The 24,893-nt window shown below is 33.4% G+C and carries 27 protein-coding genes; 15 read left to right on the top strand and 12 right to left on the bottom strand.

The window, feature by feature from the left end; all coding sequences use genetic code 11:
* Nucleotides 1–14 precede the first annotated feature (14 nt).
* From E0H99_RS00210 to E0H99_RS00185, 6 genes are all read left to right on the top strand, one after another.
* Nucleotides 15–992, top strand: a complete 978-nt coding sequence (locus E0H99_RS00210; protein ID WP_131990254.1) for a cytochrome c oxidase subunit 3 — start codon at nt 15–17, stop codon at nt 990–992.
* Nucleotides 993–1,010: 18 nt separating this feature from the next.
* The gene (locus E0H99_RS00205; RefSeq protein WP_131990253.1) at nt 1,011–1,361 is read left to right on the top strand and encodes a cytochrome C oxidase subunit IV family protein; all 351 of its coding nucleotides are present in this window, start codon (nt 1,011–1,013) and stop codon (nt 1,359–1,361) included.
* Between the two features lie 74 nt (nt 1,362–1,435).
* Nucleotides 1,436–2,077: a hypothetical protein gene (locus E0H99_RS00200; protein WP_131990252.1), complete on the top strand. Its 642-nt coding sequence runs from the start codon at nt 1,436–1,438 to the stop codon at nt 2,075–2,077.
* Between the two features lie 6 nt (nt 2,078–2,083).
* On the top strand, nt 2,084–2,770 hold the full coding sequence (locus E0H99_RS00195) for an SCO family protein (protein ID WP_131990251.1): 687 nt from the start codon (nt 2,084–2,086) through the stop codon (nt 2,768–2,770).
* Between the two features lie 2 nt (nt 2,771–2,772).
* Nucleotides 2,773–3,312, top strand: a complete 540-nt coding sequence (locus E0H99_RS00190; RefSeq protein WP_131990250.1) for a DUF420 domain-containing protein — start codon at nt 2,773–2,775, stop codon at nt 3,310–3,312.
* A 64-nt stretch (nt 3,313–3,376) separates the two neighbouring features.
* Nucleotides 3,377–3,574 carry a hypothetical protein gene (locus E0H99_RS00185; protein ID WP_394346057.1) on the top strand — a complete coding sequence of 66 codons (198 nt, stop codon included), beginning with the start codon at nt 3,377–3,379 and terminating at the stop codon, nt 3,572–3,574.
* Between the two features lie 110 nt (nt 3,575–3,684).
* Here E0H99_RS00185 and E0H99_RS00180 read toward each other — a convergent pair whose 3' ends face one another.
* Nucleotides 3,685–5,094, bottom strand: a complete 1,410-nt coding sequence (locus E0H99_RS00180) for a DUF4403 family protein (protein ID WP_131990249.1) — start codon at nt 5,092–5,094, stop codon at nt 3,685–3,687.
* A gap of 173 nt (nt 5,095–5,267) precedes the next feature.
* Between E0H99_RS00180 and E0H99_RS00175 the strand changes: the two genes are divergently transcribed.
* The 7 genes from E0H99_RS00175 (at nt 5,268) to tsaB (ending at nt 13,272) form a co-directional block, all read left to right on the top strand.
* Complete coding sequence (locus E0H99_RS00175) at nt 5,268–6,026, top strand: ABC transporter ATP-binding protein (protein WP_240723416.1); 759 nt, start codon at nt 5,268–5,270, stop codon at nt 6,024–6,026.
* Nucleotides 6,019–7,263, top strand: coding sequence for an ABC transporter permease (locus tag E0H99_RS00170; protein ID WP_131990248.1), 1,245 nt, complete (start codon nt 6,019–6,021; stop codon nt 7,261–7,263). The genes E0H99_RS00175 and E0H99_RS00170 overlap by 8 nt, the downstream gene beginning before the upstream one ends.
* A gap of 2 nt (nt 7,264–7,265) precedes the next feature.
* Complete coding sequence (locus E0H99_RS00165) at nt 7,266–8,531, top strand: ABC transporter permease (RefSeq protein WP_131990247.1); 1,266 nt, start codon at nt 7,266–7,268, stop codon at nt 8,529–8,531.
* 43 nt (nt 8,532–8,574) lie between these two features.
* On the top strand, nt 8,575–9,690 hold the full coding sequence (locus E0H99_RS00160; RefSeq protein ID WP_131990246.1) for an efflux RND transporter periplasmic adaptor subunit: 1,116 nt from the start codon (nt 8,575–8,577) through the stop codon (nt 9,688–9,690).
* An 82-nt stretch (nt 9,691–9,772) separates the two neighbouring features.
* A complete protein-coding gene (locus E0H99_RS00155) occupies nt 9,773–11,209 on the top strand; it encodes a TolC family protein (RefSeq protein WP_131990245.1) in 1,437 nt (478 codons plus the stop codon).
* Between the two features lie 6 nt (nt 11,210–11,215).
* The gene (locus tag E0H99_RS00150; protein WP_131990244.1) at nt 11,216–12,520 is read left to right on the top strand and encodes an efflux RND transporter periplasmic adaptor subunit; all 1,305 of its coding nucleotides are present in this window, start codon (nt 11,216–11,218) and stop codon (nt 12,518–12,520) included.
* A gap of 83 nt (nt 12,521–12,603) precedes the next feature.
* Nucleotides 12,604–13,272 (top strand): tRNA (adenosine(37)-N6)-threonylcarbamoyltransferase complex dimerization subunit type 1 TsaB, encoded by a 669-nt coding sequence (tsaB, locus tag E0H99_RS00145; protein ID WP_131990243.1) that lies wholly within the window; start codon nt 12,604–12,606, stop codon nt 13,270–13,272.
* 8 nt (nt 13,273–13,280) lie between these two features.
* Here the strand turns inward: tsaB and E0H99_RS00140 are convergent, their stop codons facing one another.
* From E0H99_RS00140 to E0H99_RS00125, 5 genes are all read right to left on the bottom strand, one after another.
* On the bottom strand, nt 13,281–14,108 hold the full coding sequence (locus E0H99_RS00140; RefSeq protein ID WP_131990242.1) for a mechanosensitive ion channel family protein: 828 nt from the start codon (nt 14,106–14,108) through the stop codon (nt 13,281–13,283).
* An 81-nt stretch (nt 14,109–14,189) separates the two neighbouring features.
* Nucleotides 14,190–14,894, bottom strand: a complete 705-nt coding sequence (locus E0H99_RS17290) for a hypothetical protein (protein ID WP_205728665.1) — start codon at nt 14,892–14,894, stop codon at nt 14,190–14,192.
* A 154-nt stretch (nt 14,895–15,048) separates the two neighbouring features.
* Nucleotides 15,049–15,201 carry a hypothetical protein gene (locus tag E0H99_RS17120; protein WP_165930240.1) on the bottom strand — a complete coding sequence of 51 codons (153 nt, stop codon included), beginning with the start codon at nt 15,199–15,201 and terminating at the stop codon, nt 15,049–15,051.
* Nucleotides 15,202–15,324: 123 nt separating this feature from the next.
* Nucleotides 15,325–15,525: a dodecin family protein gene (locus E0H99_RS00130; RefSeq protein WP_131990241.1), complete on the bottom strand. Its 201-nt coding sequence runs from the start codon at nt 15,523–15,525 to the stop codon at nt 15,325–15,327.
* Between the two features lie 120 nt (nt 15,526–15,645).
* Nucleotides 15,646–16,545: a NifU family protein gene (locus E0H99_RS00125; RefSeq protein WP_131990240.1), complete on the bottom strand. Its 900-nt coding sequence runs from the start codon at nt 16,543–16,545 to the stop codon at nt 15,646–15,648.
* A gap of 169 nt (nt 16,546–16,714) precedes the next feature.
* On the opposite strand from E0H99_RS00125, the gene E0H99_RS00120 reads away from it, so the two are divergent.
* Together E0H99_RS00120 and E0H99_RS00115 are read left to right on the top strand one after the other, a co-directional pair.
* Nucleotides 16,715–17,713 carry a type IX secretion system membrane protein PorP/SprF gene (locus E0H99_RS00120; protein WP_131990239.1) on the top strand — a complete coding sequence of 333 codons (999 nt, stop codon included), beginning with the start codon at nt 16,715–16,717 and terminating at the stop codon, nt 17,711–17,713.
* A 20-nt stretch (nt 17,714–17,733) separates the two neighbouring features.
* Nucleotides 17,734–18,252 (top strand): gamma carbonic anhydrase family protein, encoded by a 519-nt coding sequence (locus E0H99_RS00115; protein ID WP_131990238.1) that lies wholly within the window; start codon nt 17,734–17,736, stop codon nt 18,250–18,252.
* Nucleotides 18,253–18,262: 10 nt separating this feature from the next.
* On the opposite strand, the gene murI is transcribed toward E0H99_RS00115, so the two are convergent.
* The 6 genes from murI to E0H99_RS00085 form a co-directional block, all read right to left on the bottom strand.
* On the bottom strand, nt 18,263–19,042 hold the full coding sequence (murI, locus tag E0H99_RS00110) for a glutamate racemase (protein WP_131990237.1): 780 nt from the start codon (nt 19,040–19,042) through the stop codon (nt 18,263–18,265).
* A gap of 108 nt (nt 19,043–19,150) precedes the next feature.
* Nucleotides 19,151–19,651: an OmpH family outer membrane protein gene (locus E0H99_RS00105; RefSeq protein ID WP_131990236.1), complete on the bottom strand. Its 501-nt coding sequence runs from the start codon at nt 19,649–19,651 to the stop codon at nt 19,151–19,153.
* Nucleotides 19,652–19,672: 21 nt separating this feature from the next.
* On the bottom strand, nt 19,673–20,692 hold the full coding sequence (locus E0H99_RS00100; RefSeq protein WP_131990235.1) for an OmpH family outer membrane protein: 1,020 nt from the start codon (nt 20,690–20,692) through the stop codon (nt 19,673–19,675).
* A 36-nt stretch (nt 20,693–20,728) separates the two neighbouring features.
* Nucleotides 20,729–23,458 (bottom strand): outer membrane protein assembly factor, encoded by a 2,730-nt coding sequence (locus E0H99_RS00095; RefSeq protein WP_131990234.1) that lies wholly within the window; start codon nt 23,456–23,458, stop codon nt 20,729–20,731.
* Complete coding sequence (locus E0H99_RS00090; RefSeq protein ID WP_131915011.1) at nt 23,391–24,131, bottom strand: isoprenyl transferase; 741 nt, start codon at nt 24,129–24,131, stop codon at nt 23,391–23,393. The genes E0H99_RS00095 and E0H99_RS00090 overlap by 68 nt, the downstream gene beginning before the upstream one ends.
* Before the next feature lie 4 nt (nt 24,132–24,135).
* Complete coding sequence (locus E0H99_RS00085) at nt 24,136–24,819, bottom strand: DUF6089 family protein (protein ID WP_131990233.1); 684 nt, start codon at nt 24,817–24,819, stop codon at nt 24,136–24,138.
* Between the last annotated feature and the right edge of the window lie 74 nt (nt 24,820–24,893).

Here is a 24,893-nt window from a genome sequence, read left to right as displayed (position 1 = left end):
AACGAATAACTTTTATGGAAGCGACAGTTACTACTGCAAATAGTGAAGAAAAAACTTGGGGAGGCGGCAATGAGCCAATGGGAGCAAGTTATGGCAAATTGATGATGTGGTTTTTTATAGTATCAGATGCTTTAACGTTCTCAGGATTTCTGGCGGCGTATGGTTTTTCTCGATTTAAATTTATTGAAACTTGGCCGTTGGCCGATGAAGTGTTTACGCACTTTCCATTTTTGCATGGAGTATCTGCTCCGATGTATTATGTGGCATTAATGACCTTTATTTTGATTTTTTCATCTGTAACAATGGTTTTGGCTGTTGATGCAGGTCATCAAATGAAAAAAAATAAAGTAGTTCTTTATATGTTTTTAACCATTATTGGTGGTTTGATTTTCGTAGGATCTCAAGCATGGGAATGGAAAAATTTTATTAAAGGAGAATACGGTGCTATTGAAACAAAAGGAGGAAGTTTACTTCAGTTTGTTGATAAAGATGGACACCGTGTAGCTTTAGCTGATTTTGCGGCTATTTCGCCTGAAGAAAGAGAACAATTGACAAGGAGCAGTGCAAAATGGTTTATGGATGAACCAAGTTTGCCTTCTTATTCTGTTGCCGAAGTTCAAGCGGGTTTCAAAGCGCATCCTGAACTTTTAATCAGAACTGAGGTAATAACCAAAGAGAAGAAGAAAACAATTCTTTCAAGAGAAGAGTCTGAAGCAAGATTAAGTCAAGCACATTATGTTGTTGAAGGCGCAAACTTGAAAAGAAACGAATACGGAAGTAAATTATTTGCTGACTTCTTTTTCTTTATCACTGGATTTCACGGATTTCACGTTTTTTCTGGAGTAATCATAAATATTATCATATTTTTCAATGTGTTAATTGGAACTTATGAGAAAAGAAAAAGTTATGAAATGGTAGAAAAAGTGGGTCTTTATTGGCACTTTGTCGATTTAGTTTGGGTATTTGTATTTACAGTTTTCTATCTAGTTTAATTTTCAAAAGTAATTATCATGTCACACGAACACGTATCTAATATAGGTAGAATCTGGAAAGTTTTCGGAATATTATCTGCCGTTACAGTAGTAGAAGTTTATTTGGGTATATTGAAACCGGATTTTCTTTTCATGAATGATTTTTTAAGTATGAATTTACTTAATTGGATATTCTATGCTCTTACTATTTTTAAAGCCTATTACATTGTATATGCATTTATGCACATGGAAGGTGAAAAAAGTTCTTTAAGAAGCGCAGTTGTTCTTCCAGTAATTTTTCTGATATTATATTTACTCTTCATTCTTTTGACAGAAGGGGATTATATTTATGAGGTTTTTAAGAATTCTACCATTAAATGGAATTTTTAACAAGATATTAATTCAATAAAAGGGTACGCATTGCGTACCTTTTTTTATTTTTGTACTTTAATAGTATTATTACAATGAAAAAAAATAGTGTCCTTTTCGTTCTTTTTATTTTGCCTATAGTTGCCTACCTTTTTTTTGCTTCGGGTGTGAACGGGTTTACTAAATTACCAACAATAACTCCTAATACCGCTGATTTAGGTAATTGGCAATCTTTAGACGGTCAAAAAGTTAGTTTGAATGGCAAAGTAACGATTCTCGGTTTTATGGGTACTGAACTTTTAAAAAACAGAGGAAATCTTTTTAATTTAAATCAAAAAATTTATCAAAGGTATCATGAGTTCAAAGATGTTCAGTTTGTGATGATTTGTCCAACCGGAACTGAAAAAGATGCCAAAAAAGTGGTTGATGCTCTGGGTGCTTTTACGGATGTTGCCCAGTGGCGCTTTGTATTTGCGTCGACGGAAGATATTAATGCCTATTATGCTCAATTAAAATTGGCGGAAAAATTAGATGAAAATTCAGGTACACCAAAAGTCTACATCATTGATAAGAAACGAAATCTTCGAGGTCGAAAACTAGTGAAAGATACTAAAGAGGGGTATAGTACATTTCATCCAGCGGAGTTGAGTAACGAAATGCTTGATGATTTTAAAGTTATTCTTTATGAATATCGTGCTGCTCTTAAAAAGAACAATAACGCCACCAGAAAAATTTAATATTTTATGTTCAAAAATAAATCATACATAGGAATCTCTTTTATTATTTTGATTTTCGGCATTTACGCTGTTCCAAAAATTGTTGAGAGAATTAAAAACGATAAAGTGGTTCAAGGGGATAGACTGGACAGTGTTAATCCAGCAACTGCAGAAGAAGGGCAATTAATTAAAATAGGACCTGCGCCTAAATTCGAATTAATAAATCAAGACAATAAGAAGATTACTAATGAAACTTACAAAGGGAAAGTGTATGTCTTGGAATTTTTCTTTACTACCTGTCCTACGATTTGTCCTAAGATGAATGAAAGTATGTTAGTTTTAGAGAAGAGTTTTTTTGGTAATCCTAATTTTGGAATTGTCTCTATCACTATTGATCCACAACACGACACTCCACAAGTATTAAAAGATCATTCAAAACTATTAGGTGTAAAATCCTCTAATTGGAATTTTTTAACCGGAGACAAAGCTTATATTTTTAATTTAGCCAATAAAGGTTTTAATCTTTACGCGGGTGAAAATAAAAAAGTTGCAGGTGGTTTTGAGCATTCAGGATTGTTTGCCTTGATTGATAAAAATGGAAATATCCGTTGTAGAAACGATGATTTTGGAAATCCAATTTTATATTACGATGGTTTAGATAAAAAAGGAGTAAGAAACATTCAACAAGATATTAATATTTTATTAGAAGAATAATAATGGAAAACATTTCGTTAGAACAAAAATTCAGCAAGCTCATCATTGCAGTTTCAATTTTAATACCGGTTGTGGTTGCCATACTTTTTGGAGTAAAACTAAAAGATTTTGGATATAATGTCGAGCCACTTTCTTTTTTGCCGCCAATATATGCTACTACCAATGGTATCACCGCGATTATTTTAATTGCTGCAGTGATGGCTATTAAAAATGGTAAAAGAAAACTTCATGAAAGGTTGATGACTTCGGCTATTGCTTTGTCTGTTGCTTTTCTTGTCATGTATGTTGCATATCATATGACTTCTGATTCAACAAAATTTGGTGGTGAAGGAACAATTCGATACGTTTATTTCTTTATATTAATTACGCATATTATTTTATCGATTGCCATTATTCCTATGGTTTTAATAACGTATGTTAGAGCATTGTCGCAAAAATTTGATACTCATAAAAAAATAGCAAAAATTACTTTTCCAATTTGGTTGTATGTTGCCGTAACTGGAGTGGTTGTTTATTTAATGATTTCACCATATTATGTATAGTAGAAAAATAATTAGCAATTTGCAATTGGCAAAAAGGTCAAAAAGTATTTTTAACTATAGTCTATTGCTTATTGCCCTTTGTTTATTTTCACAAACTGCAAATGCACAATGCGCCATGTGTCGCGCCGCATTGACCAGCGAAGGTAATACAACAAAGGCAGCTGCGGTAAATGACGGAATCGTTTATTTAATGGTAATTCCATATCTGCTTGTCGCAGGAATTGGTTATGCCATTTATCGAATGAAAAAGAAGAAATCCTAAAAAATTAATTTCAATAGCAATATCAAAAGTCAATCTTAAAATAGTGTATTTCAATTTTTTTAGTTTAAAGCACATGGTAACTGATCACTAAAAACTAAAAACTGATTACTCTATTTCAATCCATCTACGGACACATTCACTGTTCCTTTTACTTTGATAAAGGCAATAATAGCTTGATTAGTCAATTGGATTTTTTGAAATTGAATCTCCTCCATTTTTCCGTTTACAAAAACACCTTGCATTGGAGAATAGTTTTTTAAATAAGTCATCATGCTTTTTTGACCTTCTTCAAGATTTGGTTTTATGGAGTAGCGACAACTTTGTTCTATTTTTCTTAAAATTAACCCTTGCGCCAGCCAATTAGCAGTTCGCATTAATTTGTTTTTTGTGTCTAAGGCATAATCTAATTCATCAAAATAGACTTCTTTGGTTTTGTCGTTATATTGAGGAAAACCGGCTAAATAAATGGTTCCATTTACAGATCCCAATACATCTAAAGCGATTATCATTTTTCCGTTTTTGTGCCAAATAGCAACATTCTGAACTTTTATTTTCTTGGATCCTGAACCAAATTCTTGTCCGGCAAAATTCTTGGTCATTAGTTTTGATGCTTCCAGATAGGTAGAAACAGCAACAATGTTTGCGGTGATTTCCTGAGGTATTTTGGAGACAGGTTTTAAAATGATTTTGCTGGCATTAAATTTAGATTCGGGTTGCTTTCCTATTAATGTTTCCATGTTGCATTTCATTCCCATTTCTAGTACAAAAGTGTCATTTTTGAGTTTGGCATTGGTAGAATAAATTTCGATAGGAACAATTCGAAGCCAACTTTCATAAGTGTCACTCATTTGAAAAGGAGCGCAAATTTTCTCTAAAGCGGCCAAAACATTCGGTTTAAAATCCATTGATTTTGCAATGGCATCATCAATTTTCTTTTCTATTTTAGACTTGAAAAGCTTTATTCCCGGATTGATAAGATAGGTTACGGGCACATTTTTTCCAAAAACTGTCATCGTTGGACTTTCATTCCAATCCAATGATTTTAGTTCTGTTTTGGTATTCATTTTCCAATTGGTCAAACCTACATCACTGAGCAAAGTGACCACACCATCAAGATTAAATTCTTTAGTGTTGTACAATTCGACTCCCATTTTCTTTGTTCCAATCCTGTATTTTACGATAGCTTTCAAAGGTAAGACCGTTCTGATTTTTTGACCATTAGCTCCGTTGTCATTTTTGATTGTGATAGGTGCTAATTTCCAAATCTTCATTTCAATGTCATCATCTTCAATATTGTTGTCTTCATAGATCAACCCATTCAGGAGTGAGTTCGTTTGATTTTCGATATCCTTCAGTTTTACGCTGATGGGTAAATTAATAAAGGAAGGAATGTTTTCGTAAACTAAAGGAATGGCATCGTCCGGTTCTGGTTTTAAAGTGGCTATTTTACTGGTTGTAGAGCAACTTGTAATCAATGCGATAGACAGAATTATAAGTAGGGCTGAAAAAAATTTATGCATTTTATTTTAGTTTGATGAGGCAAAATTAGCAAAACAATTCTTTTTTAGGATTAATGTGTAACATTTTCATAACAATTATGTCTTATGATTAAATTCCTGATAAAGGTATTAACGTTTTCTTATTACAATTTCTTTTAGAGAAGAATTAATATTGTTTTAAAATTAACATAATTATGATTGAAATTAAAGATTTGCATAAGTCCTATAAAATGGGAAATTCCGAATTACATGTGTTAAAAGGAATTAATTTCAACATTAAAGAAGGGGAATTAGTGGCTATTATGGGGTCTTCCGGTTCGGGAAAATCTACACTGCTTAATATTCTTGGAATACTTGATGAAGCTGATTCTGGGAATTATATTTTGGATAGTGTGCCTATTAAAAATCTCAACGAGACTATTGCTTCAAGATATCGCAACAAATTTTTAGGTTTTGTTTTTCAATCTTTCAATTTGATTAATTATAAAAGCGCTTTGGATAATGTGGCGATGCCATTGTATTATCAGGGTGTGAAAAGGAAAGAACGTAATGAAATTGCGATGAATTTTTTGGAGAAAGTAGGTTTGTCATCGCATTCACATCACTTGCCAAATGAACTTTCCGGTGGACAAAAACAACGTGTTGCGATTGCAAGAGCATTAGCATCAAATCCCAAAGTATTATTGGCTGATGAGCCTACAGGAGCTTTGGATACCAAAACATCTTATGAAGTTATGGAGTTGATACAAGGGATTAATGACGAGGGAAAAACCATTTTGATTGTAACGCACGAGCCTGATATTGCTGCCATGTGTAAAAGAAATGTTGTTTTGAAAGACGGTTTGATCATTGATGATAAATTAGTGCAACAAGTTAGAGCTTCTTCTTATAAAGATGGTTTAATCATCGATGATAAATTAGTAGAACAAGTAAGAGCATCCACTTATGTTTAATGTAGAACGCTGGCAGGAAATTTTTGAGGCAATTGCCAAGAACAAACTGAGAACTTTTCTCACGGGAATTTCTGTGGCTTCTGGAATTTTCATATTAGTTATTCTTTTGGGTGTGGGCAAAGGACTTCAAAACGGGATTGAAAAACAGTTTGAACGTGATGCCGATGGTATAATTGAAGTTTGGACAGGAACTACTGCCAAAGAATACAAAGGATTGAATCCTGGAAGACAAATCCAATTTCGCAACAGCGATTATGATATTTCAGTGCAAAAATTCGGAGATTTATTAGATAAAAAAGCGGCTACCTATAGTTTTTGGAATGGTGTAATTGTTTATGGTAAAGAAACTGGGAATTATCAATATAGAGGTGTTTATCCGGATTATCAGGCCATTGAAAATGCAACAATTGTTAATGGAAGATTCATTAATAATAATGATTTGGTAAGCAGTGAGAAAGTTGCGGCCATTGGACAAAAAGTAAAATTGGATTTATTCAAAGACAAGAATCCTATTGGAGAGCAAATTGTAATTAACAATATCAATTTTAAAGTGGTTGGTGTTTTTACCGATCCAGCTGGAGAAAGAGAAGAATCCAGAGTGTATCTGCCAATAACGACTACACAAAAAGCTTTTGGGATTGGGGACAGAATTAGCAATTTGTCTTTTACGCTAACAAAAAAGGCTACTTATGAAGAAGCTTTAGCGCAATCAAATAAGTTTACAAAGGAATTAGATCAATTGTTAAAAAGTAAAAATACAATTGCGCCTGATGATGAAAGTGCCATAGGAATTAATAATTCCATAAAAAATGCAAAACAGTTTTATGATTTGAACCTGTATATCCGATTGTTTTTTTGGTGGGTTGGGATTTGTACCATAATAGCTGGAGTAGTTGGGGTAAGTAACATTATGTTGATTATTGTAAAAGAAAGAACCAAAGAAATTGGTATTAGAAAAGCACTTGGAGCATCTCCGGTTTCTATTATTGGAATGATTTTGCATGAATCCATTTTTATTACGACAATAGCAGGATTTGTGGGGCTTTTATCAAGTTTGTTGTTGTTGGAATTAGTAGGCCCGCAAGTATCAAGCGATTATTTTCTGAATCCCGAAGTTGATTTTAGTATTGCTTTGACCACCTTGATATTATTAGTTGTTGCTGGTGCTTTAGCTGGATTTTTTCCGGCATACAGAGCTGCCAAAATAAAACCCATTGTAGCACTTAGAGACGAATAATTATGTTTGACAGAGATAAATGGAACGAAATTTTAGAGGCTTTAACGGCTAATACATTCAGGACGATTCTTACGGCGTTTGGTGTTTTTTGGGGAATATTTATTTTGGTAATATTACTCGCCGCAGGAAATGGATTGGAAAATGGTGTTAAAAAAGGTTTTGACGGAATTGCAACAAATACGATGTTTATGTGGTCGCAAACTACTTCGAAACCGTTCAAAGGATTGCCTGCCACCAGACAATTCGATTTTAAAAACGTTGATGTTACTGCTTTGAAAGAGAATTTTCCGGATTTATTATACGTTTCGCCTAGAAATCAATTGGGGGGTTTTGAAGGAGCAAACAATGTGGTAAGAGGGACAAAAACGGCAGCCTATACTATTTATGGGGATTATCCAGAGTTGATTAAGCAAGAATCGATGGATATCATAAAAGGGCGTTTTGTGAATCAGCAAGATATTGTATTGAAGCGTAAAGTTGCGGTTATTGGTCAAGGTGTAATAAACGAAATGTATGAAAAAGCAGAAGAGATTATAGGAACTTATATCAAGATAAATGGAGTTAATTTTATGGTGGTGGGTGTTTATAACTCTAAATCTAGAAATAATGGAGATGCTGAATCCGCTCAAAAAAATATTTTTATGCCATTTACTACTTTTCAGCAAGCTTTTAATTATGGGGACACAGTAGGATGGATGGCACTTACAGCTAATGATGATGCATCAATTACAGAGTTGAAACCTAAAATTCTAGACTTTATGAAATCCAGACATTCGATACATCCTCAAGATGACAGAGCAATTGGGAATTTTGATTTGTTTCAGGAGTTCAGCAAAATACAAGGCTTGTTTTTTATTCTAAAATTCATTGCTTATTTTGTAGGAACACTGGTGTTACTTTCCGGAGTAATTGGAATTTCTAATATCATGTTGATTGTTGTCAAAGAACGCACAAAGGAAATAGGAATTCGAAGAGCATTAGGAGCAACGCCGGGTGCCATTCGTTCCCAAATATTATCAGAAGCTATTTTTCTGACTATTATCGCAGGAATGTTTGGAATTGCATTGGCCACAGGATTATTAGCTGTTATCAATATGGTTTTAGAGTCGATGCCAAGTGAAGGAATGATGTTTGCCAACCCAAGTGTAGATTTGACAGTTGTTTTTATTGCTTTACTCATACTCATCGGTTCCGGTTTATTTGCAGGATTAATTCCGGCTCAAACGGCCATAAACGTAAAGCCAGTAGACGCATTAAGAACAGAATAAAATATCAATCAAAAATTATATAATCGATTAAACAATAAGCAAAATGAAAAAAGGATTAACCGTAACTATTTTAATTACGATCGCACTAGTGTTCTCCGGTGCCTTGTATTATTTGTATGCCAAGAATCAGGAATCTCCAGTTGTTTTTGAAACCGATAAGGCAGAAATAAAAACGATTGTGAAGAATACGATTGCAACCGGTAATATTGTTCCGGATGAAGAGGTGCTTATCAAACCTAATATTTCAGGTATTATTGAAGCTGTTTACATTAAAGCTGGGGAGAATATAAAAGCTGGCGATTTAATTGCAAAGATTAAAGTTGTTGCCAATGTATCTAATTTGAGTAATTCTCAAAACCAGGTTCAAACATCAAAAATTGCTTTGGATAATCAAGAGAAAGTGTTTTTAAGACAAAAAACGTTGTTTGATAAAGGCGTTATTTCTGCCAATGATTTTGATGCGGCACAATTAGCATATAAACAAGCGAAACAGAATTATAGTGCATCTAAACAAGGGTATGACATTGTGAAAACAGGAACAACTTCAGGACTGGGAAGTTATGCCAATACTTTGATTCGTTCTACAGTAAATGGAATGGTGCTGGATGTTCCGGTAAAAGTAGGGAACCAAGTAATTGAAAGTAATAATTTCAACGAAGGAACAACAATAGCAAGCGTTGCCGATGTTGGGCGTATGATTTTCGTTGGAAAAATTGACGAATCAGAAGTAGGTAAAATAAAAGAAAAATTACCAATCGAAATTACAGTTGGCGCCATTGAAAACAAAAAATTCGATGCCATTCTACAATATATTGCCCCAAAAGGTAAAACAGAGAATGGAGCGATTCAATTCGAAATAAAAGCATCTTTGACCAACAGAGACGATACTTTTATCAGAGCAGGTTTAAGTGCAAATGCCTCGATTATTTTGGAAAAAGCGGATAAAGTTTTAGCGGTAAAAGAATCCCTAATTCAATTTGATAAAAAAACACAAAAACCCTATGTAGAGGTTGAAACCGGAGTACAAAAATTCACAAGAAAAGATTTAGTCTTGGGGGTCAGTGATGGAATTTATGTTGAAATTAAAAGCGGAATTAAAGCTTCGGATAAAATTAAAGTATGGAATCAAGGTCTAAAAAATGAAGAAATGAAACCTTAAAAATACACTCAAAAAAGAATTTTAGTTTTTAAAAAAATGTTAAATATGTGTAGTATCTTTGCTACACTTTCATTCAAAATATATGAAAAAAAATAGTTGTATCAGTTTCGTTTTTATCGTGCTGTTTGGTTTGTCCGTTCAGGGACAAACCAAAAAATGGACTCTGGAAGAATGCGTAAAATATGCCATACAAAATAACATCTCAATCAAACAATCCGAATTAGATTCTAAAACGGCAAACATTGATAAAAAAGGAGCTATTGGGAATTTCCTACCCTCGCTTAATGCCAGTGCTTCCCATTCCTGGAATATTGGTTTGAATCAGGATATCACAACCGGGCTTTTACAAAATCAAACTACACAGTTTACTTCTGCTGGGGCAAATGTAGGAGTGGATATTTACAAAGGTTTACAAAACCAAAATACATTGCGAAAAGCCAATCTTTCGATAATGGCGGCCAAATATCAATTGCTCAAAATGCAGGAAGATGTAGCATTGAATGTTGCTAATGCTTTTTTACAGGTGCTTTTTAACAAAGAAAACTTAAAAGTGCAAAAAGAACAATTGGGGATTAATGAAAAGCAATATGCACGCTCAGAAGAATTAGTTAAAGCAGGATCTATTCCACGAGGGGATTTATTGGACATAAAAGCTACTGTGGCATTAAACAACCAAAATGTTATTGCTGCTGACAATGCGTTATTAATTTCAAAATTAAGTTTGGCTCAATTGTTACAGTTGAAAGACTTTGAAAATTTTGATGTGGTGGATGATACCGATGTTAAAGATGAAAATAACATTATGGCACAAACACCAACTGCCATTTATGATAAAGCCAAAGAAGGTAGAACTGAATTGAAAATTGCCAGAACTAATTTAGAGATTGCACAGAAAAATGTAGCAATTGCCAAAGGAGCTTATCAACCTACTTTACAAGGTTTTTATAGTTTTAGTTCTAGGGTTGGTTATAGTGACAGAGTTGTGGGTTTTCAACCAAATACTTCAAATCCTACATCTGTAGTTGGGTATGTGGAGGGTACAAATCAAGATGTTTTACAAAATAATTTTTCTCCCGTATTAGGAAAAGCTTTGCCTTTCTTTGATCAATTTAGTGATAACAAAGGACATTCTTTTGGGGCTCAGCTATCGATTCCTATCTTTAATGGGTTTTCAGCAAGAAACAATGTAGAGCGTTCTAAAGTAAGTCTGGAAAGATCAAAAATTGCTGTAGAGCAACAAGATTTAGATTTACAAAGAAATGTTTTCACTGCATTTGCAGATGCGAAAGGCGCATTGAATGCTTATGAATCTTCGGTTGTGGCTCTTGAGTCCAGACAGGGAGCGTATGATTATGCTAAAGAAAAATACGCGGTAGGTTTGATGAATTCTTTTGATTTTAATCAGTCACAAACCTTACTTACTAATGCACAATCAGATGTTCTTAGAACAAAATACGATTATATTTTTAAAATTAAAATATTAGAATTCTATTTTGGAATTCCACTTATCAAAAACTAATTTATCATGTCAAAGAAAACAATTTATATCTTAATAGGTGGAGCAGTAGTAATTATTGTTGCGTTAATAGCACTTTCAAAATCAGGAGCTATCGGAAATAAGGACAAGGGAACTGAAGTTGAAATCGCCCAAGTTAATCCTGTAACTATTGTTGAAACGGTTTCGGCTACAGGGAAAATTCAACCAGAAATTGAGGTTAAAATTTCATCTGAGGTATCTGGAGAGATTATATCTTTAAACGTAAAAGAAGGACAAGTTGTAAAGAAAGGAGATTTATTGGTTAAAATAAATCCGGATTTGTATACTTCAGGCTACAATCGTTCGGTTTCCAATTTATCAGGAACCAGAGCAAATTTGAGTCAGGCGGATGCTTCGTTCAAGGAATCTAAATCAAGTTACGACAGAAATAAAACATTATTCGAAAAAGGAATTATTTCAAAGTCAGATTGGGATAAAGCAGTTGCCTCTTATGAGGTGGCCAAAGCAGCTAAGCAAACCGCTTATTTTAATGTTCAAAGTGCCTCGGCAACAGTAAATGAAGCCAAAGACAATTTAGGACGTACTACAATCTATGCGCCTGCGGATGGAACTATTTCGATGTTAAACGTAGAATTGGGAGAGCGTGTTTTAGGAACGCAACAGATGACGGGAACGGAGATTTTGAGAGTAGCTAACTTAAATAATATGGAGGTTGAAGTAGATGTTAATGAAAATGATATTGTAAAAATTAAAGTGGGAGATGAAGCGAATGTTGAAGTTGATGCTTATCTAAAAAAACAATTTAAGGGTGTTGTAACTAGTATTTCTAATTCGGCCAGTTCAGCTTTGACAGCAGATCAGGTGACTAATTTTAAAGTTAAAGTAAGAATCCTTAAAGAATCGTATCAAGATTTATTAGAGGGAAAACCGGATACATATTCTCCTTTTAGACCTGGAATGACTGCAACGGTTGATATCATTACAGAAACTAAAACGAATGTGTTGTCCGTGCCAATTAGTTCAGTAGTGGTAAAATCAGATACGACAGCTGTAAAAGAAATTAAAGTAGAAGATCCTAATGAAGAACAAAAAGGAGCTGCACCTAAAAGTGACAAAAAGTTTGAATGCGTATTTGTAAAAGTAGGCGATAAAGCTAAAATTAGAATCATCAAAACTGGAATCCAAGACGATACAAATATTGAGGTTTTAACAGGTCTTAAAAATGGAGATGTTGTTATAACCGGACCTTATACTACCGTTTCAAAGGACTTAAATTCTGGAGATAAAGTAACGCTAAAAACGGACAAAGATAAAGCGGAAAGCAAAAAATAAAAATAATATACTAATATTTTAAAATCACAATTATGGAATATATTTCATGATTGTGATTTTCAAGTTAAAATAAAATCTAAAAATTGGAATACATTCTCAACATCGAAACCGCTACGAAAAATTGTTCTGTTGCTCTTGCAAAAGGTGGAAAAACAATTATATGCAAAGAAATTGCCGAAGAAGGCTATTCTCATGCAGAACGACTGCATGTTTTTATTGAGGAAATTATAAAAGAAGCGGGAATTACACTTAATGATTTATCTGCTGTCGCTGTGAGTCAAGGTCCGGGTTCTTACACCGGATTAAGAATAGGAGTTTCTGCAGCTAAAGGACTGTGTTATGCGCTGGATATTCCATTAATTGCGGTAGATACTTTACAAGCTTTGGCGTCACAGGTAACCATTTTAAGCGGATTAATTATTCCTATGATTGACGCTCGCAGAATGGAAGTATATAGTGCTGTTTTTGCTCCAAATTTGGAACGAAAAAGAGAAGTTCTTGCCGAAATAATTACGGAGAACTCCTTTGAGAATTTGCAGGAAACACTTTATTTTGTTGGTGATTGTGCTGAAAAATGCAAGTCGGTTTTGACCAAAGAAAATTATATTTTCCTTGACGAAATTGTATATCCTTCTGCCAAAGAAATGAGTGCAATAAGTTTTGATAAATTCAAAAAAAGCGACACTGTAGATGTCGCTTATTTTGAACCGTATTATTTGAAAGATTTCATGATTACTACTTCAAAGAAGTAATCTTTAAATTAAGAATTATCCTTAGCTGATTCTCTTACATAAGGCTGAGTCACAATTCCGGCGGCGTCAAATGCCAGTTTACAGCTTTCCAATGTATCAGCATAAACATCCCAGAAATCTTCATTTGTGGCCCATGGTCTAACGGCTAATTGTATAGCACTATCGGTTAGATTTTTTACAGAAACAACGGGTGCAGGAGTTTGAAGTACCTTTGGATTGTTTTTGAAAATGGCAGTAATTATTTCTTTTACTTTTTTAATATCCGTATCATAGGAAATAGCAATGGTCAAATCAGCTCTTCTAATTTTTTGCAAAGAATAATTGATAATATTTCCATTTGATAAAGATCCGTTGGGTATAAAAATAGTCTGGTTATTAGCCGTAATCAATTTGGTTACAAATATTTGAATTTCGCTGACAGTTCCGGTTACTCCTTGTGCTTCAATGGTGTCGTTTACCTTAAAAGGCTTAAAGAGAATAATCAGCATGCCGCCTGCAAAATTCGATAAGGAACCTTGAAGAGATAAACCCACTGCAAGTCCCATGGCACCAAGAATGGCAACAAATGACGAAGTTTCTATTCCCAGGTTTGAAATAAAAGTCACAAATAATAAAACCCTCAAAACCCAAAGTAGAATATCGGCAAGGAATTTAGTCAAGGTGGGGTCTAAGTCCCTTTTTATCATTAATTTTCTGATGAATCTATTGATGAGCCGAATCACATAAAGGCCAACAAATAAAATGAGAAAGGCAGAAATAATTTTTGGCGAATAATCAATCAATACCGTGATAAATGTATTGGCATAATCAGTTAACTGATTTGGATTTAAGTTCATTTTTTATCTAATAAAAAACCTTCCCAAAAGAGAAGGTTAAGTTTGTAGTGCAAAAATACAAATAAATTATTTTTTTATAAATTAATCTGCGTCTTCTTCTATTTTATTTATAGTTTCTTTAGCTTTTTCAGTGGTGTCGGGATCACCGTCATTTGCTAATTTGCTTGCTTTTTTAGCTACAGTTTCGACAGCGTCAGTAGCTGTTGTTTTGGTATCACTTGCTATGTCTTCCACTTTGTCTACGGCTACGGCGGCTTTTTCTTTTACAGTTTCCATAGTATCCGAAACTATTGTTTTGCTATCACTTGCTATTTCTTCCACTTTGTCTACGGCTACGGCGGCTTTTTCTTTTGCAGTTTCCACAGTATCCGAAACTATTGTTTTGCTATCACTTGCTATGTCTTCCACTTTGTCTACGGCTACGGCGGCTTTTTCTTTTACGGATTCTGCAGCGTTTCCTAAAGCATCACCTGCTTTGTCAGAATGCCCAGTGACAGTTTCTTTGGCTTGGTTAGCAAAACCTTCTACTTTATCTATAATTGGAGCAGCAGTTTCTTTTACTTTTTCAAATGTTTCTTCTACAAAAATTTCCGCTTTTTCAAGATAAGGAGTTGCAGTTTCTTTTGCTTTTTCAAATGTTTCCTCTGCAAATGTTTCTGCTTTTTCAAGATAGGGTGCTGCAGTCTCTTTTGCTTGTTCAAAAGTAGTTTCTGCTTTGTCAGCTAATTCGCTGGCAGTTTCTTTGGCTGAGCCAAATAAATTTTTAAAAAATGAAGATAGTCCCATCGTATTTTTATTTGATTAGTCTTACAATATTAAACAATTTTTTCTACGATTACTTTATTAAATCATTAATAATTTGCTGGAAATCAGTATTTGGCATCAAGCAGGCCCTGTTTTGGCACAGATAAAACAGCATTTCCTTATTTATATAACGTGCTCATAAAAAAGGAAGGCTTGACGTTTTTTGGGTTCCGACCAAAACAATATTGGGAATGTACATGCTGTTTGTTTTTGCAGAATACTCTAAAGCCAATTCTCCACAAATAGCCAATTCTTTGTTTTGTTCCGAAAAGTTCAACCCCAAATTCATCCAGTTTGAGAATGCAGGCGGATAATCGACACCAGCAAGTATTGCGACGAATAGTGGGAATTAGCTTCTAAAATTAATTTAAGCGTCTCAATTGAAACGCTTAAATTAATTGATAAAATTAATCTATTCGAGTTCGAAAGTTAATTTTAGATTTACTCTGTATTCTGTGATTTCACCTCCACTTACGGCTGCACTGTGGTCTTTAATGTATACAGAACGTATGTGGTTTATGGTTTTAGCCGCCTTTGCAACTCCTTTTCGAGTGGCATCTTCCCAACTTATATCTGAACTGGAAAGCACTTCAATTACTTTTAATACTGACATAATTTTTATTTGTTAAGTTAAGGATTAAATATACCTATTTTATTTAAAATTTCAATTTAAAACGGTAATTATTTTGTATAACTATAACATTATCAGCTTAATGTATGCTTTTAATTTTACTTATGCGTTTATGGCTTCCACTTTAATTCCTTCGTCATTCAGCATACTTTTCAGCATGTTTTCGATACCGCTTTTTAAAGTAAATGTTGATGAAGGGCAACCGCTACACGCTCCTTGAAGGATTACTTTTACGGTCTTGTCTGTTTCGTTATAGGAATCGAATGCGATATTTCCACCGTCAGCTTGTACGGCAGGTTTTACGTATTCCTCTAGTATGTTGATGATTTGTTGGGAAGTGACATCCAGATTATCAAACTCTTTTAATTTAGTATCCTCTTTTGCTGTAGCAGCTTGAATGAAATTTTCATCTAGAACTGTTCCTCCGTTTTCAATATATTGCTTAATGAAACTTCTTAATTCTAATGTTATTTCCTGCCATTCATTGATTTCATATTTAGTTACAGATATATAGTTTTCATCAATGAAAATTTCTTTTACATAAGGAAATTTAAAAAGTTCTTTTGCTAATGGAGATGCGCCTGTTTGATCAATATTTTTGAATTCGATAGCGTTCTTAGTCAACATTTTGCTCACTACAAATTTCAATGCCGATGGGTTTGGAGTGGTTTCTCCATAAACGGTCACAGGCTGTTTTTTGCTTTTGGTTTCATCAATAGCAACGATTGTCCCACCATTGTTTACAAATGTTTCCATTTGTTCTGCTACGGCTTCTTTGACATCGTCCCATTCAACAATACTATATTTTTCGATTGCAATAAAATTTCCAGAAATGTAAATTGTTTTTACAAAGGGAAGGTGAAATAATTGTTGCGCTAGTGGAGACGTTTTAGCTTCATCAATGTTTTTGAATTCAAAACTTTCATTTTGAGTTATAAAATCTTGAAATTCAAACTTTAATATAGTTGGGTTTTGTGTTTCTTTTATGCTAACTTTGTTCATGACTTTTAAATTTTTACAAATTTAGTAAAGTTATTTTCTACGAATAACTATATTTGAGTTTTTAATGAATAAATTAACTTTAGTTTAATTTTTAGATAAGCTGTTTGTCTTTGTTTCCATAAAACTTTTATTAATTTAGAATTATTCATTCTTATTAAAAAGTAATTAAATGTATAATAAAATTAAATTTTTATCTGCTCTTTTTTTTATATCCTATTATTCCTTTTCACAGGAAGGAATTCCTGTTTATTCCGATTATCTTTCAGACAACTATTACTTAATTCATCCTTCTATGGCAGGTGCGTCAAATTGTGCCAAAATTAGGCTGACGGGTCGTAAACAATGGTTTGATCAGGAAGATGCTCCAGAGCTTCAAACATTAAGTTTTAATGGAAGAGTAGGTGAAAAAGCAGGTGCCGGAATTATACTTTTCAATGATAAAAATGGATATCATTCCCAAAAAGGAGTCAAATTTAGTTATGCCTATCACCTTATGTTTTCAAGAGATGAGGTCGATTTGAACCAATTGTCTTTTGGTATCAGCGCAGGATTAATTCAAAGTCAATTAGATGAAACGGAATTCATGCAATCAGGTGATTTTGACCCAATTATTGATGGAACTGTCGTACAAAAAGATTCTTATTTTAATGTAGATATTGGAGCGTCTTACAACTACTTGGATTTTTATGCTCATGCTACTGTAAAAAATGTCATAGAGACCAGAAGAGATATTTACACTGAATATGAAAGTGATAATTTAAGAAAGTACTTATTGAGTGCTGGTTACATCTTTGGGGACAGAGATAAAATATTATGGGAGCCTTCTGTTTTATTCCAAATGGTGGATCAAACTAAAGAAAAATCGATTGATATTAATTTTAAAGCCTATAAAACGTTAGATTTTGGAAAGCTTTGGGGCGGATTATCCTATAGAAGAAGTTTTGACGGTGCAGAATATATTGATGGAAATTCTGTTTCGAAACAAAAACTGCAATATATTACTCCAATAGTAGGTGTTAACTTTGACAGATTTATGTTTGCCTATACCTATTCTCAATTAACCGGAGCTGTTAAGTTCGATAATGGTGGCTACCACCAAATAACTTTAGGAATTGACTTGTTCTGTAAACCGGTAAAATACGATTGTTATTGTCCGGCAATTAATTAATAAATTATTACATTTTACTCATGCTAATTAAATCTGTTAACGGTAAGTCACCTTCAATTCCGGAGGATTGTTATGTAGCCGAAAATGCAACTATTGTAGGTGATGTTTCTTTTGGAGAAAATTGTAGTGTTTGGTTTAACGCCGTAATAAGAGGGGATGTAAATTTCATTAAAATTGGTAATAAAGTAAATATACAAGATGGGGCAGTTATTCATTGTACGTATAAAAAGCACCCAACAATTATAGGGAATAACGTTTCCATTGGTCATAATGCTATTGTACACGGCTGTACGGTTCACGACAATGTGCTAATAGGAATGGGAGCTATCGTAATGGATAATTGTGTGATCGAAAGTAATTCTATTGTGGCTGCCGGTGCTGTTATTACTCAAAATACAGTTGTAGCATCTGGTACGATCTGGGCAGGGGTCCCTGCTAAGAAAGTGAAAGATATTGATCAATCTGATTTTGCGGGCGAAATTGAACGCATTTCGAATAATTATGTAATGTATTCGAGTTGGTTCAAAGAAGAAGAGTGAAAAATCTAGTTTAAAAATCTATTTCTTCAACTGTGTATTTATTTTCTAAAATTTCAGTCAAAACTTTTGGATTTATATTTGTATAAAAAACGGGTTCACTGTTTTGTGTCGATGAAAAACCTACTTTGTCTCGTAATATATTTTGTGTTTGTTTGGCAACAGCTTCACCAGAATCTATAATTTGAATGTGTTCTGGAAGGATTTTTTTGATTTGTGGAATCAGATAGGGATAATGACTACACCCTAATACTAAATAATCGATGTTGGCTTCAATCATCGGAGTCAGGTAGGAGTGAAGCAGTTTAGTCATCTCTGGGGAATTGATATCCCCGTTTTCAATTAGCTGGACCAATCCGTGGCCCACTTGCTCAATTATTTTTGTGTCTTGGTACTTTTCTGTAGTCTTGTTGAAAAGTTCACTGTTCAGGGTTCCTTGTGTAGCCAAGATTCCTATTATTTGTGTTTTAGAATGCGTAACAGCCGGTTTTATTGCAGGCTCAATACCTATAATCGGAATGTCATATGTAGCTCTTAACTCTTGTATTGCATTAGTGGTTGCAGTATTACAAGCTATGACAATTAATTTGCATTTCATTTCCAGAAGAAAATCAGTATTTTTCATACTCAATGCAATAATCTCTTGTTTAGATTTTTGTCCATAAGGGGCATTTTTACTATCTGCCAGATATATGGTTTTTTCATTGGGTAGTAATTGATGGATTGCTTTCCAAATTGAAGTTCCGCCAATCCCTGAGTCAAAAATTCCTATAGGTTGATTATTGCTGTTCATAAAACAAAGTTACATGCTGAAATTTGAATTTCCTAAAATTTATTTTAAACAAAAAACTGCTCAAGCCTAAGATAAGGATGAGCAGTTTTGTACGAGTATCGATTGGTTTTAGAAACCTAAATCTTTTTTTACATCCATAGTCAAGTTTGGACCGTCTGCAAGTAATAGAGAAGTGCCATCTAATACATACTGGAACCCTTTAGCTTTTCCTACTTTTTGGATAGAAGCTCTTACTTTTTCCATTAATGGTTTTACGATATCAGATTCTTTTTGTTGCAATTCTTTTTGAGCATTGTCTCTAAAGTCAACAATTCTTTTTTGCATATCTTGAACTTCTTTAGAGCGCTCACCATTTATTGCTTCAGTAACTGTAGCAGCTTCAGCTTCGTATTTTTTCAATTTTCCTTGGTATTCTTCAACCATTTTTTTGTAATCAGCATCATACGTAGTACTCAATTTTTCCAATTGTTTTTGAGCATCTAGCATTGCTGGCATTTTTGACATAATTTCACTTACATCAACATGAGCAGTTTTTGCTTGTGCATTAATTGTTTGGTTTGCTCCTAAAATAAAAATGGCAGCAATAAATAGAGTTTTAATTTGTTTCATCGTTTTTAAAATATTTAATAATTAATTTTTGTTTGTATTCTCTTTTAATTTTTCTTCTTTAGCTTTTCTAATTGCTTCCCTGTCTTCCAGTGTTTTTTTTCTTTTTTCGTCTAATGCTTTCTTGCGATCCTCTAAAACTTTCTTACGATCTTCTAATGTTTTGGCTTTTGCGGCCGCTTGTTTTTGTTTGAGATCTTCAACTGCTTGTTTCGTGCTGTCTTTATCAGGATCGTTGCCAGTTACTGTTTCAGTGCCGTCTATTTTAACATTTGCAGAAACCGTGCCATTTTTTTTAGCCTCTCTGTCCGCTAAAATTTGTTTTCTTTTGTCATCAAATTCTTTTTTCTTTTGCTCCTGAAGCAATTTTCTATCAGCGAGTGTTTTATCTCTTGTAGCTTTTTTATCATCTAAGAGTTTTTGTCTCTCTACCAATGCTGGATTTTCGTCCAATGCATCTTCTTTGTTTTCTTTAGCTTCCTCTTCTTTTAATTGTTTTTTAGTCAACTGTTCTCTTTTTTCTGTCCTGTTCAGTGTGCGTAAAATTTGATCGCTTATATCAAATCTTTTTGCCGCAAATAACATGGTCAAGTCGGAAGTTTTGTCAAAGATAAAATCATATTTTAACCGTTCTGCAATATCTTGAACCGCAGTAAAAACTTGATCTTGTATTGGTTTTACCAAAACGGATTTTTGTATCATCAAATCTCCGTTGGCACCAAATCTTTTTTGTTGGTATTCTAGATTTTCGTTTTCAAGAAAATTAATTTCTGTTTCTCTTTCGTCAATTAGCTCTTTCGTCAATAAAGCTCTTTCTGCTTTTAAGGCTTCCTTCAATTTATTGATTTCAATTTTCTTAGTATCAATCTCCAGTTTCCATTTTTCAGCCTTTTGCTCTAATTGAGTCTTTGCTTCTGTATAATCGGGTACATTTTGTAAAATGTATTCCATATCAATGTAGCCTAGCTTAGTTCCTCTGGTTTGTGCGTCAATTGTTTGTACAATGACTAATACTAAAAATAGATATAAAAATTGTTTTCTCATAACGTTACTGTATTAGAAAATTTATAACCAATTTTTTTAGAACTGCTGTCCAATGATAAAATGGGTTTCCCATCCATTAGCTTTTGCTTGTCCTGGCAATGTATCAAAACCGTGTCCAAAATCAATTCCCAATAAACCAAATGCTGGCATAAATACACGTAAACCAACTCCGGCTGAGCGATTTAATGCAAATGGATTATAGCTTTTGAAATCCTTAAACGATGACCCTGCTTCTATAAATGCCAATGCGTAAATTGAAGCCGATGATTTTAGTGTTATAGGATAACGCAATTCCATTGAAAATTTATTAAAAACAGTAGCTCCGATTTGATCTCCTGTCTCATTTACAGGAGTCAACGAGTTGTTAGGATATCCTCTCAACTGTACTGTTTCTCTACCATCCATTGAATAATTTGCCAGTCCATCACCACCAAGATAGAATCGTTCAAAAGGAACAACACCTCTGTCTTGATTGTATGCTCCAAGGAAACCAAATTCTGTTAAAGTTCTAAGCACTAATTTACCATAAATTTTTGTATACCAGTCTGCTTTGAACTTTATTTTGTAATATTCTAACCAATTAAAACGCTCTTGATCTACTTTACTGATATTTGTTGCTGCAAGAGTATAATCAGTAACTTTATTCCCATTGGTGTCAATATAATCTCCTATTTGAACAATGTTTCCATTGGCATCCGGCACATTTTGGCGGTCAACAGTATTTTTTAATTTATATTCTTCTTTATCTCCTAATGTTGCATAATCTGTTCCGTTTAGCAATGAATAAGGAGGGGTTAATTTAGCTGAAATACTAAACTCCGATCCGTACGTTGGAAAAATTGGATTCACACCTTTATTACTTCTTGTTAATCCTATGGTATAAGCCATGTTTCTAGATGTTCCATCTCCAAAGGTAAATAATCCGGTATTGTAATTATTTAAATCATAATGTTGGTAACTTAAAGATTGTGACAATACAAAGAAATCATCTGGAACAGTCAGTCTTTTTGCTAAACCAACAGACAATGTCATGATATTAAAACTTTTAGTTTTATCCGCTTTTTGTGTAACAAAATTATTTAAAAATTGTTTACTGTACGATAACGAAGTACTAAATTGTACTGGTTTTTTTCCGCCAAACCAAGGTTCAGAAAATGAAACGCTATACGTTTGAAAGAAAGTACTGGCTTGTAAACGTAAAGAAACTTTTTGACCATCTCCCATAGGCAATGGCTTATACGAATCTTTGTTTAACATGTTTCTTGCTGAAAAGTTGTTAAACGATAGTCCAAGAGTACCGATGAAACCACCTCCGCCATAACCACCTTGAAGTTCAATTTGACTCGAACCTTTTTCTACAAGATTGTATTCAATATCAACTGTTCCCGCTCCCGAATCTACATTCTTGAACTTTGGATCAATCGCTTCCGGATCAAAAAATCCTAGTTGTCCAATTTCACGAATGGTTCTAACTAATTCTTCTTTGCTGTATTTTTCTCCTGGTTTTGTTCTTAATTCACGATAAATCACACGGTCATTTGTTTTGTCATTTCCAACAACAGTAATTTTGTTGAAATAAGCAATTGGTCCTTCAGTGATTCGTATTTCAAAATCAATAGTGTCATTTGCTGTTCTTACCTCAACGGCATTTATATTAGAAAATAAATAACCATTATTTTTATATAAATTGTCAATGTCTTCGCCGTCAGGTTTTGATGCATCTGCAATTCTTTTTTGCAGCAGAACACCATTGTAGGTTTCTCCTTTTTTAACACCTAATATTCGGCTTAATCCTTGATCGGTATACACCGTATTTCCTAAAAATTTAATGTCTCCAAAGTAATATTTATTACCTTCTTCTACATTTATTTTAATTGATAATGCGTTCTTTTCTTTGTCAAAAGTTACAGAATCCGAAAGTATTCTGGCATCTCTGTATCCCTTTTCCTTATAAGCTGAAACTACTTTTTCTAAATCAGTTTTATATTTATCTTTTATAAACTTTGATGCTTTTAGAATGCGAATAGGATTTTTTTGTTTCGTTTCCTTCATCGCTTTTCGCAAAGCTTTGTCTGACATTTTTGTATTTCCTACAAAATCAATTTTTTGAATTTTTACTTTTTCCCCTTTGTCGATACTCACAAGCATATTCACTTGATTTACCGTCGAAGTATCTTTTACAGTGTTTATGTTTACTTTAGTATTATAGAAACCGTCCTTTTTGTATTTATTTTCTATGTAGTTTTTGGTGGTAGTAATCAAGTTTTCATTAACTACTTTCCCTTTATTTAGACTGTTGTCTTTTATTAAAGCTTCTGTTTTCGTTTTCTTAACGCCTACAAATTTTACTTGGTTTAATTTAGGTAACTCTACAATATTCAAATCAAGATAAATACTGTCATTCTGTACTTTATTTACATAAAATGAAATTTCATCGAAGAGACCCAGTTTTCCCAGTTTTTTTATAGCAGCACTGATTTCTTCACCAGGAATTGTTATTTCTTGTCCTTTTTCTAAACCTGAAAAAGTTACTACAGTTTGAGAGTTGAAACTAATATCTCCAACTACAGTCACATCGGCTAAAATGTATTTTTTCCCTTGATCAAAAGGAACTCTTTCTTGAGCTTTAACTTGTGTAAAACTTCCAAAAATCAAAACGGTAAGGACTATTTTTATGCTTTTATTTAACACTAAAAAATTATTTAATTTGTTCACTTGTTTTTCCAAATCTACGTTCTCTTTTTTGATAACTAATGATAGCCTCATATAAATCTTGTTCTTTAAAGTCTGGCCACAATATGTCAGTAAAATACAATTCTGAATAGGCAATCTGCCACAACAAAAAGTTACTTATCCTATGTTCTCCACTTGTTCGTATTAATAAATCTACGTCAGGTAAATTTTGCGTGTAAAGATGCTCATTAATAATGGAATCGTCAATAGTGTCTATTGAAATTATATTATTTTTAACTTTATTACAGATGTTTCTGACTGCACTGACAATTTCTTCTCTGGAACCATAGCTTAACGCTAAGGTCAATGTCATTTGTGTGTTGTCTTTAGTTTTATCAATAACATCAAGTAGTTCTTTTTGTGCTGATTTCGGTAATTTTTCTAAATTACCGATAGCATTCAGTTTGATGTTGTTTTTTTGGAGTGTTACAAGTTCTTTTTTTAAGGAGTTGATCAGCACTTTCATTAAAGTTTCAACTTCTAGTTTTGGTCTGTTCCAGTTTTCAGTGGAGAAAGCATATAAAGTAAGGAATTCGATGCCGAGCTTGGCACTGGCTTCAATGATTACTTTAACGGATTTTGTTCCGCTTTCATGACCTAAAGCTCTTAAAAGGCCTTGTTGTTTTGCCCAACGGCCATTACCATCCATTATGATAGCCAAATGTTTTGGCAAGTTATTCTTGTTGATTGTCTCTAGTAAATTCATTTTTTTATTCTGCACAATAACAGGGTTTATTTCCAAAGGTATACGTTAAAGTGACTCCTGTAAAAACATACCAATCATTATTATTTATATTTCCAAATTGGAGTGTTTCCAAATTTTTATTTTTTGGATTACTTCCGTCTATATTATCCGTCAAAGTATATCTTGCGCCAACTTCTGCAGCCAATATTAAACTAGGAGTAATATTTGATTTTATTCCTAGAGTCATTGGCACTGCAAATGAACCTGTGTTTCTCTCTTTTTTAGTTTCCCCGTTCAATACATACAATTCATCATGTCTAAAATAACTTATGCCTGAATGCACATAAGGAGTGATTTTAGTACTGGAATCATGAAGATCAAAATCAAAAAAGTTGAATTCAAGGCCTAAAGATACTTCTTTTATGCCGTTTTCAAAACGATAGCCCCTTTGGTTTCTACCGGCTTCTTTTGAATCTAAATCATTTGAAACGATTTTTGATTGTGTATAAGAAAAGCGATAAGCATGTCTGGCACTTTTATTCCACTTGTATAGCAATCCGAAAGCAGGTTCATTTGGCGAAACATAAGTTGTAGGGCCAACATCTCCAATGAAATTGCTTCCGCCTAAAAACACACCAACCTCATGTATCTGAGCATGGAGAGCCATAAAAGGGAAAAAGCAAAAAAACAAATAAATTTTTTTGTTCATTTAATCAAAAATTGCGTGCAAATATAATAATTATCAATTCGATTCAATACCCATTGAGTTAAATGTGTGTTTTT

It is taken from the genome of Flavobacterium sp. GT3P67, assembly GCF_004349155.1.
Taxonomy (GTDB): Bacteria; Bacteroidota; Bacteroidia; order Flavobacteriales; family Flavobacteriaceae; genus Flavobacterium; species Flavobacterium ranwuense.
This window is presented reverse-complemented; position numbering and strand designations above follow the sequence as displayed.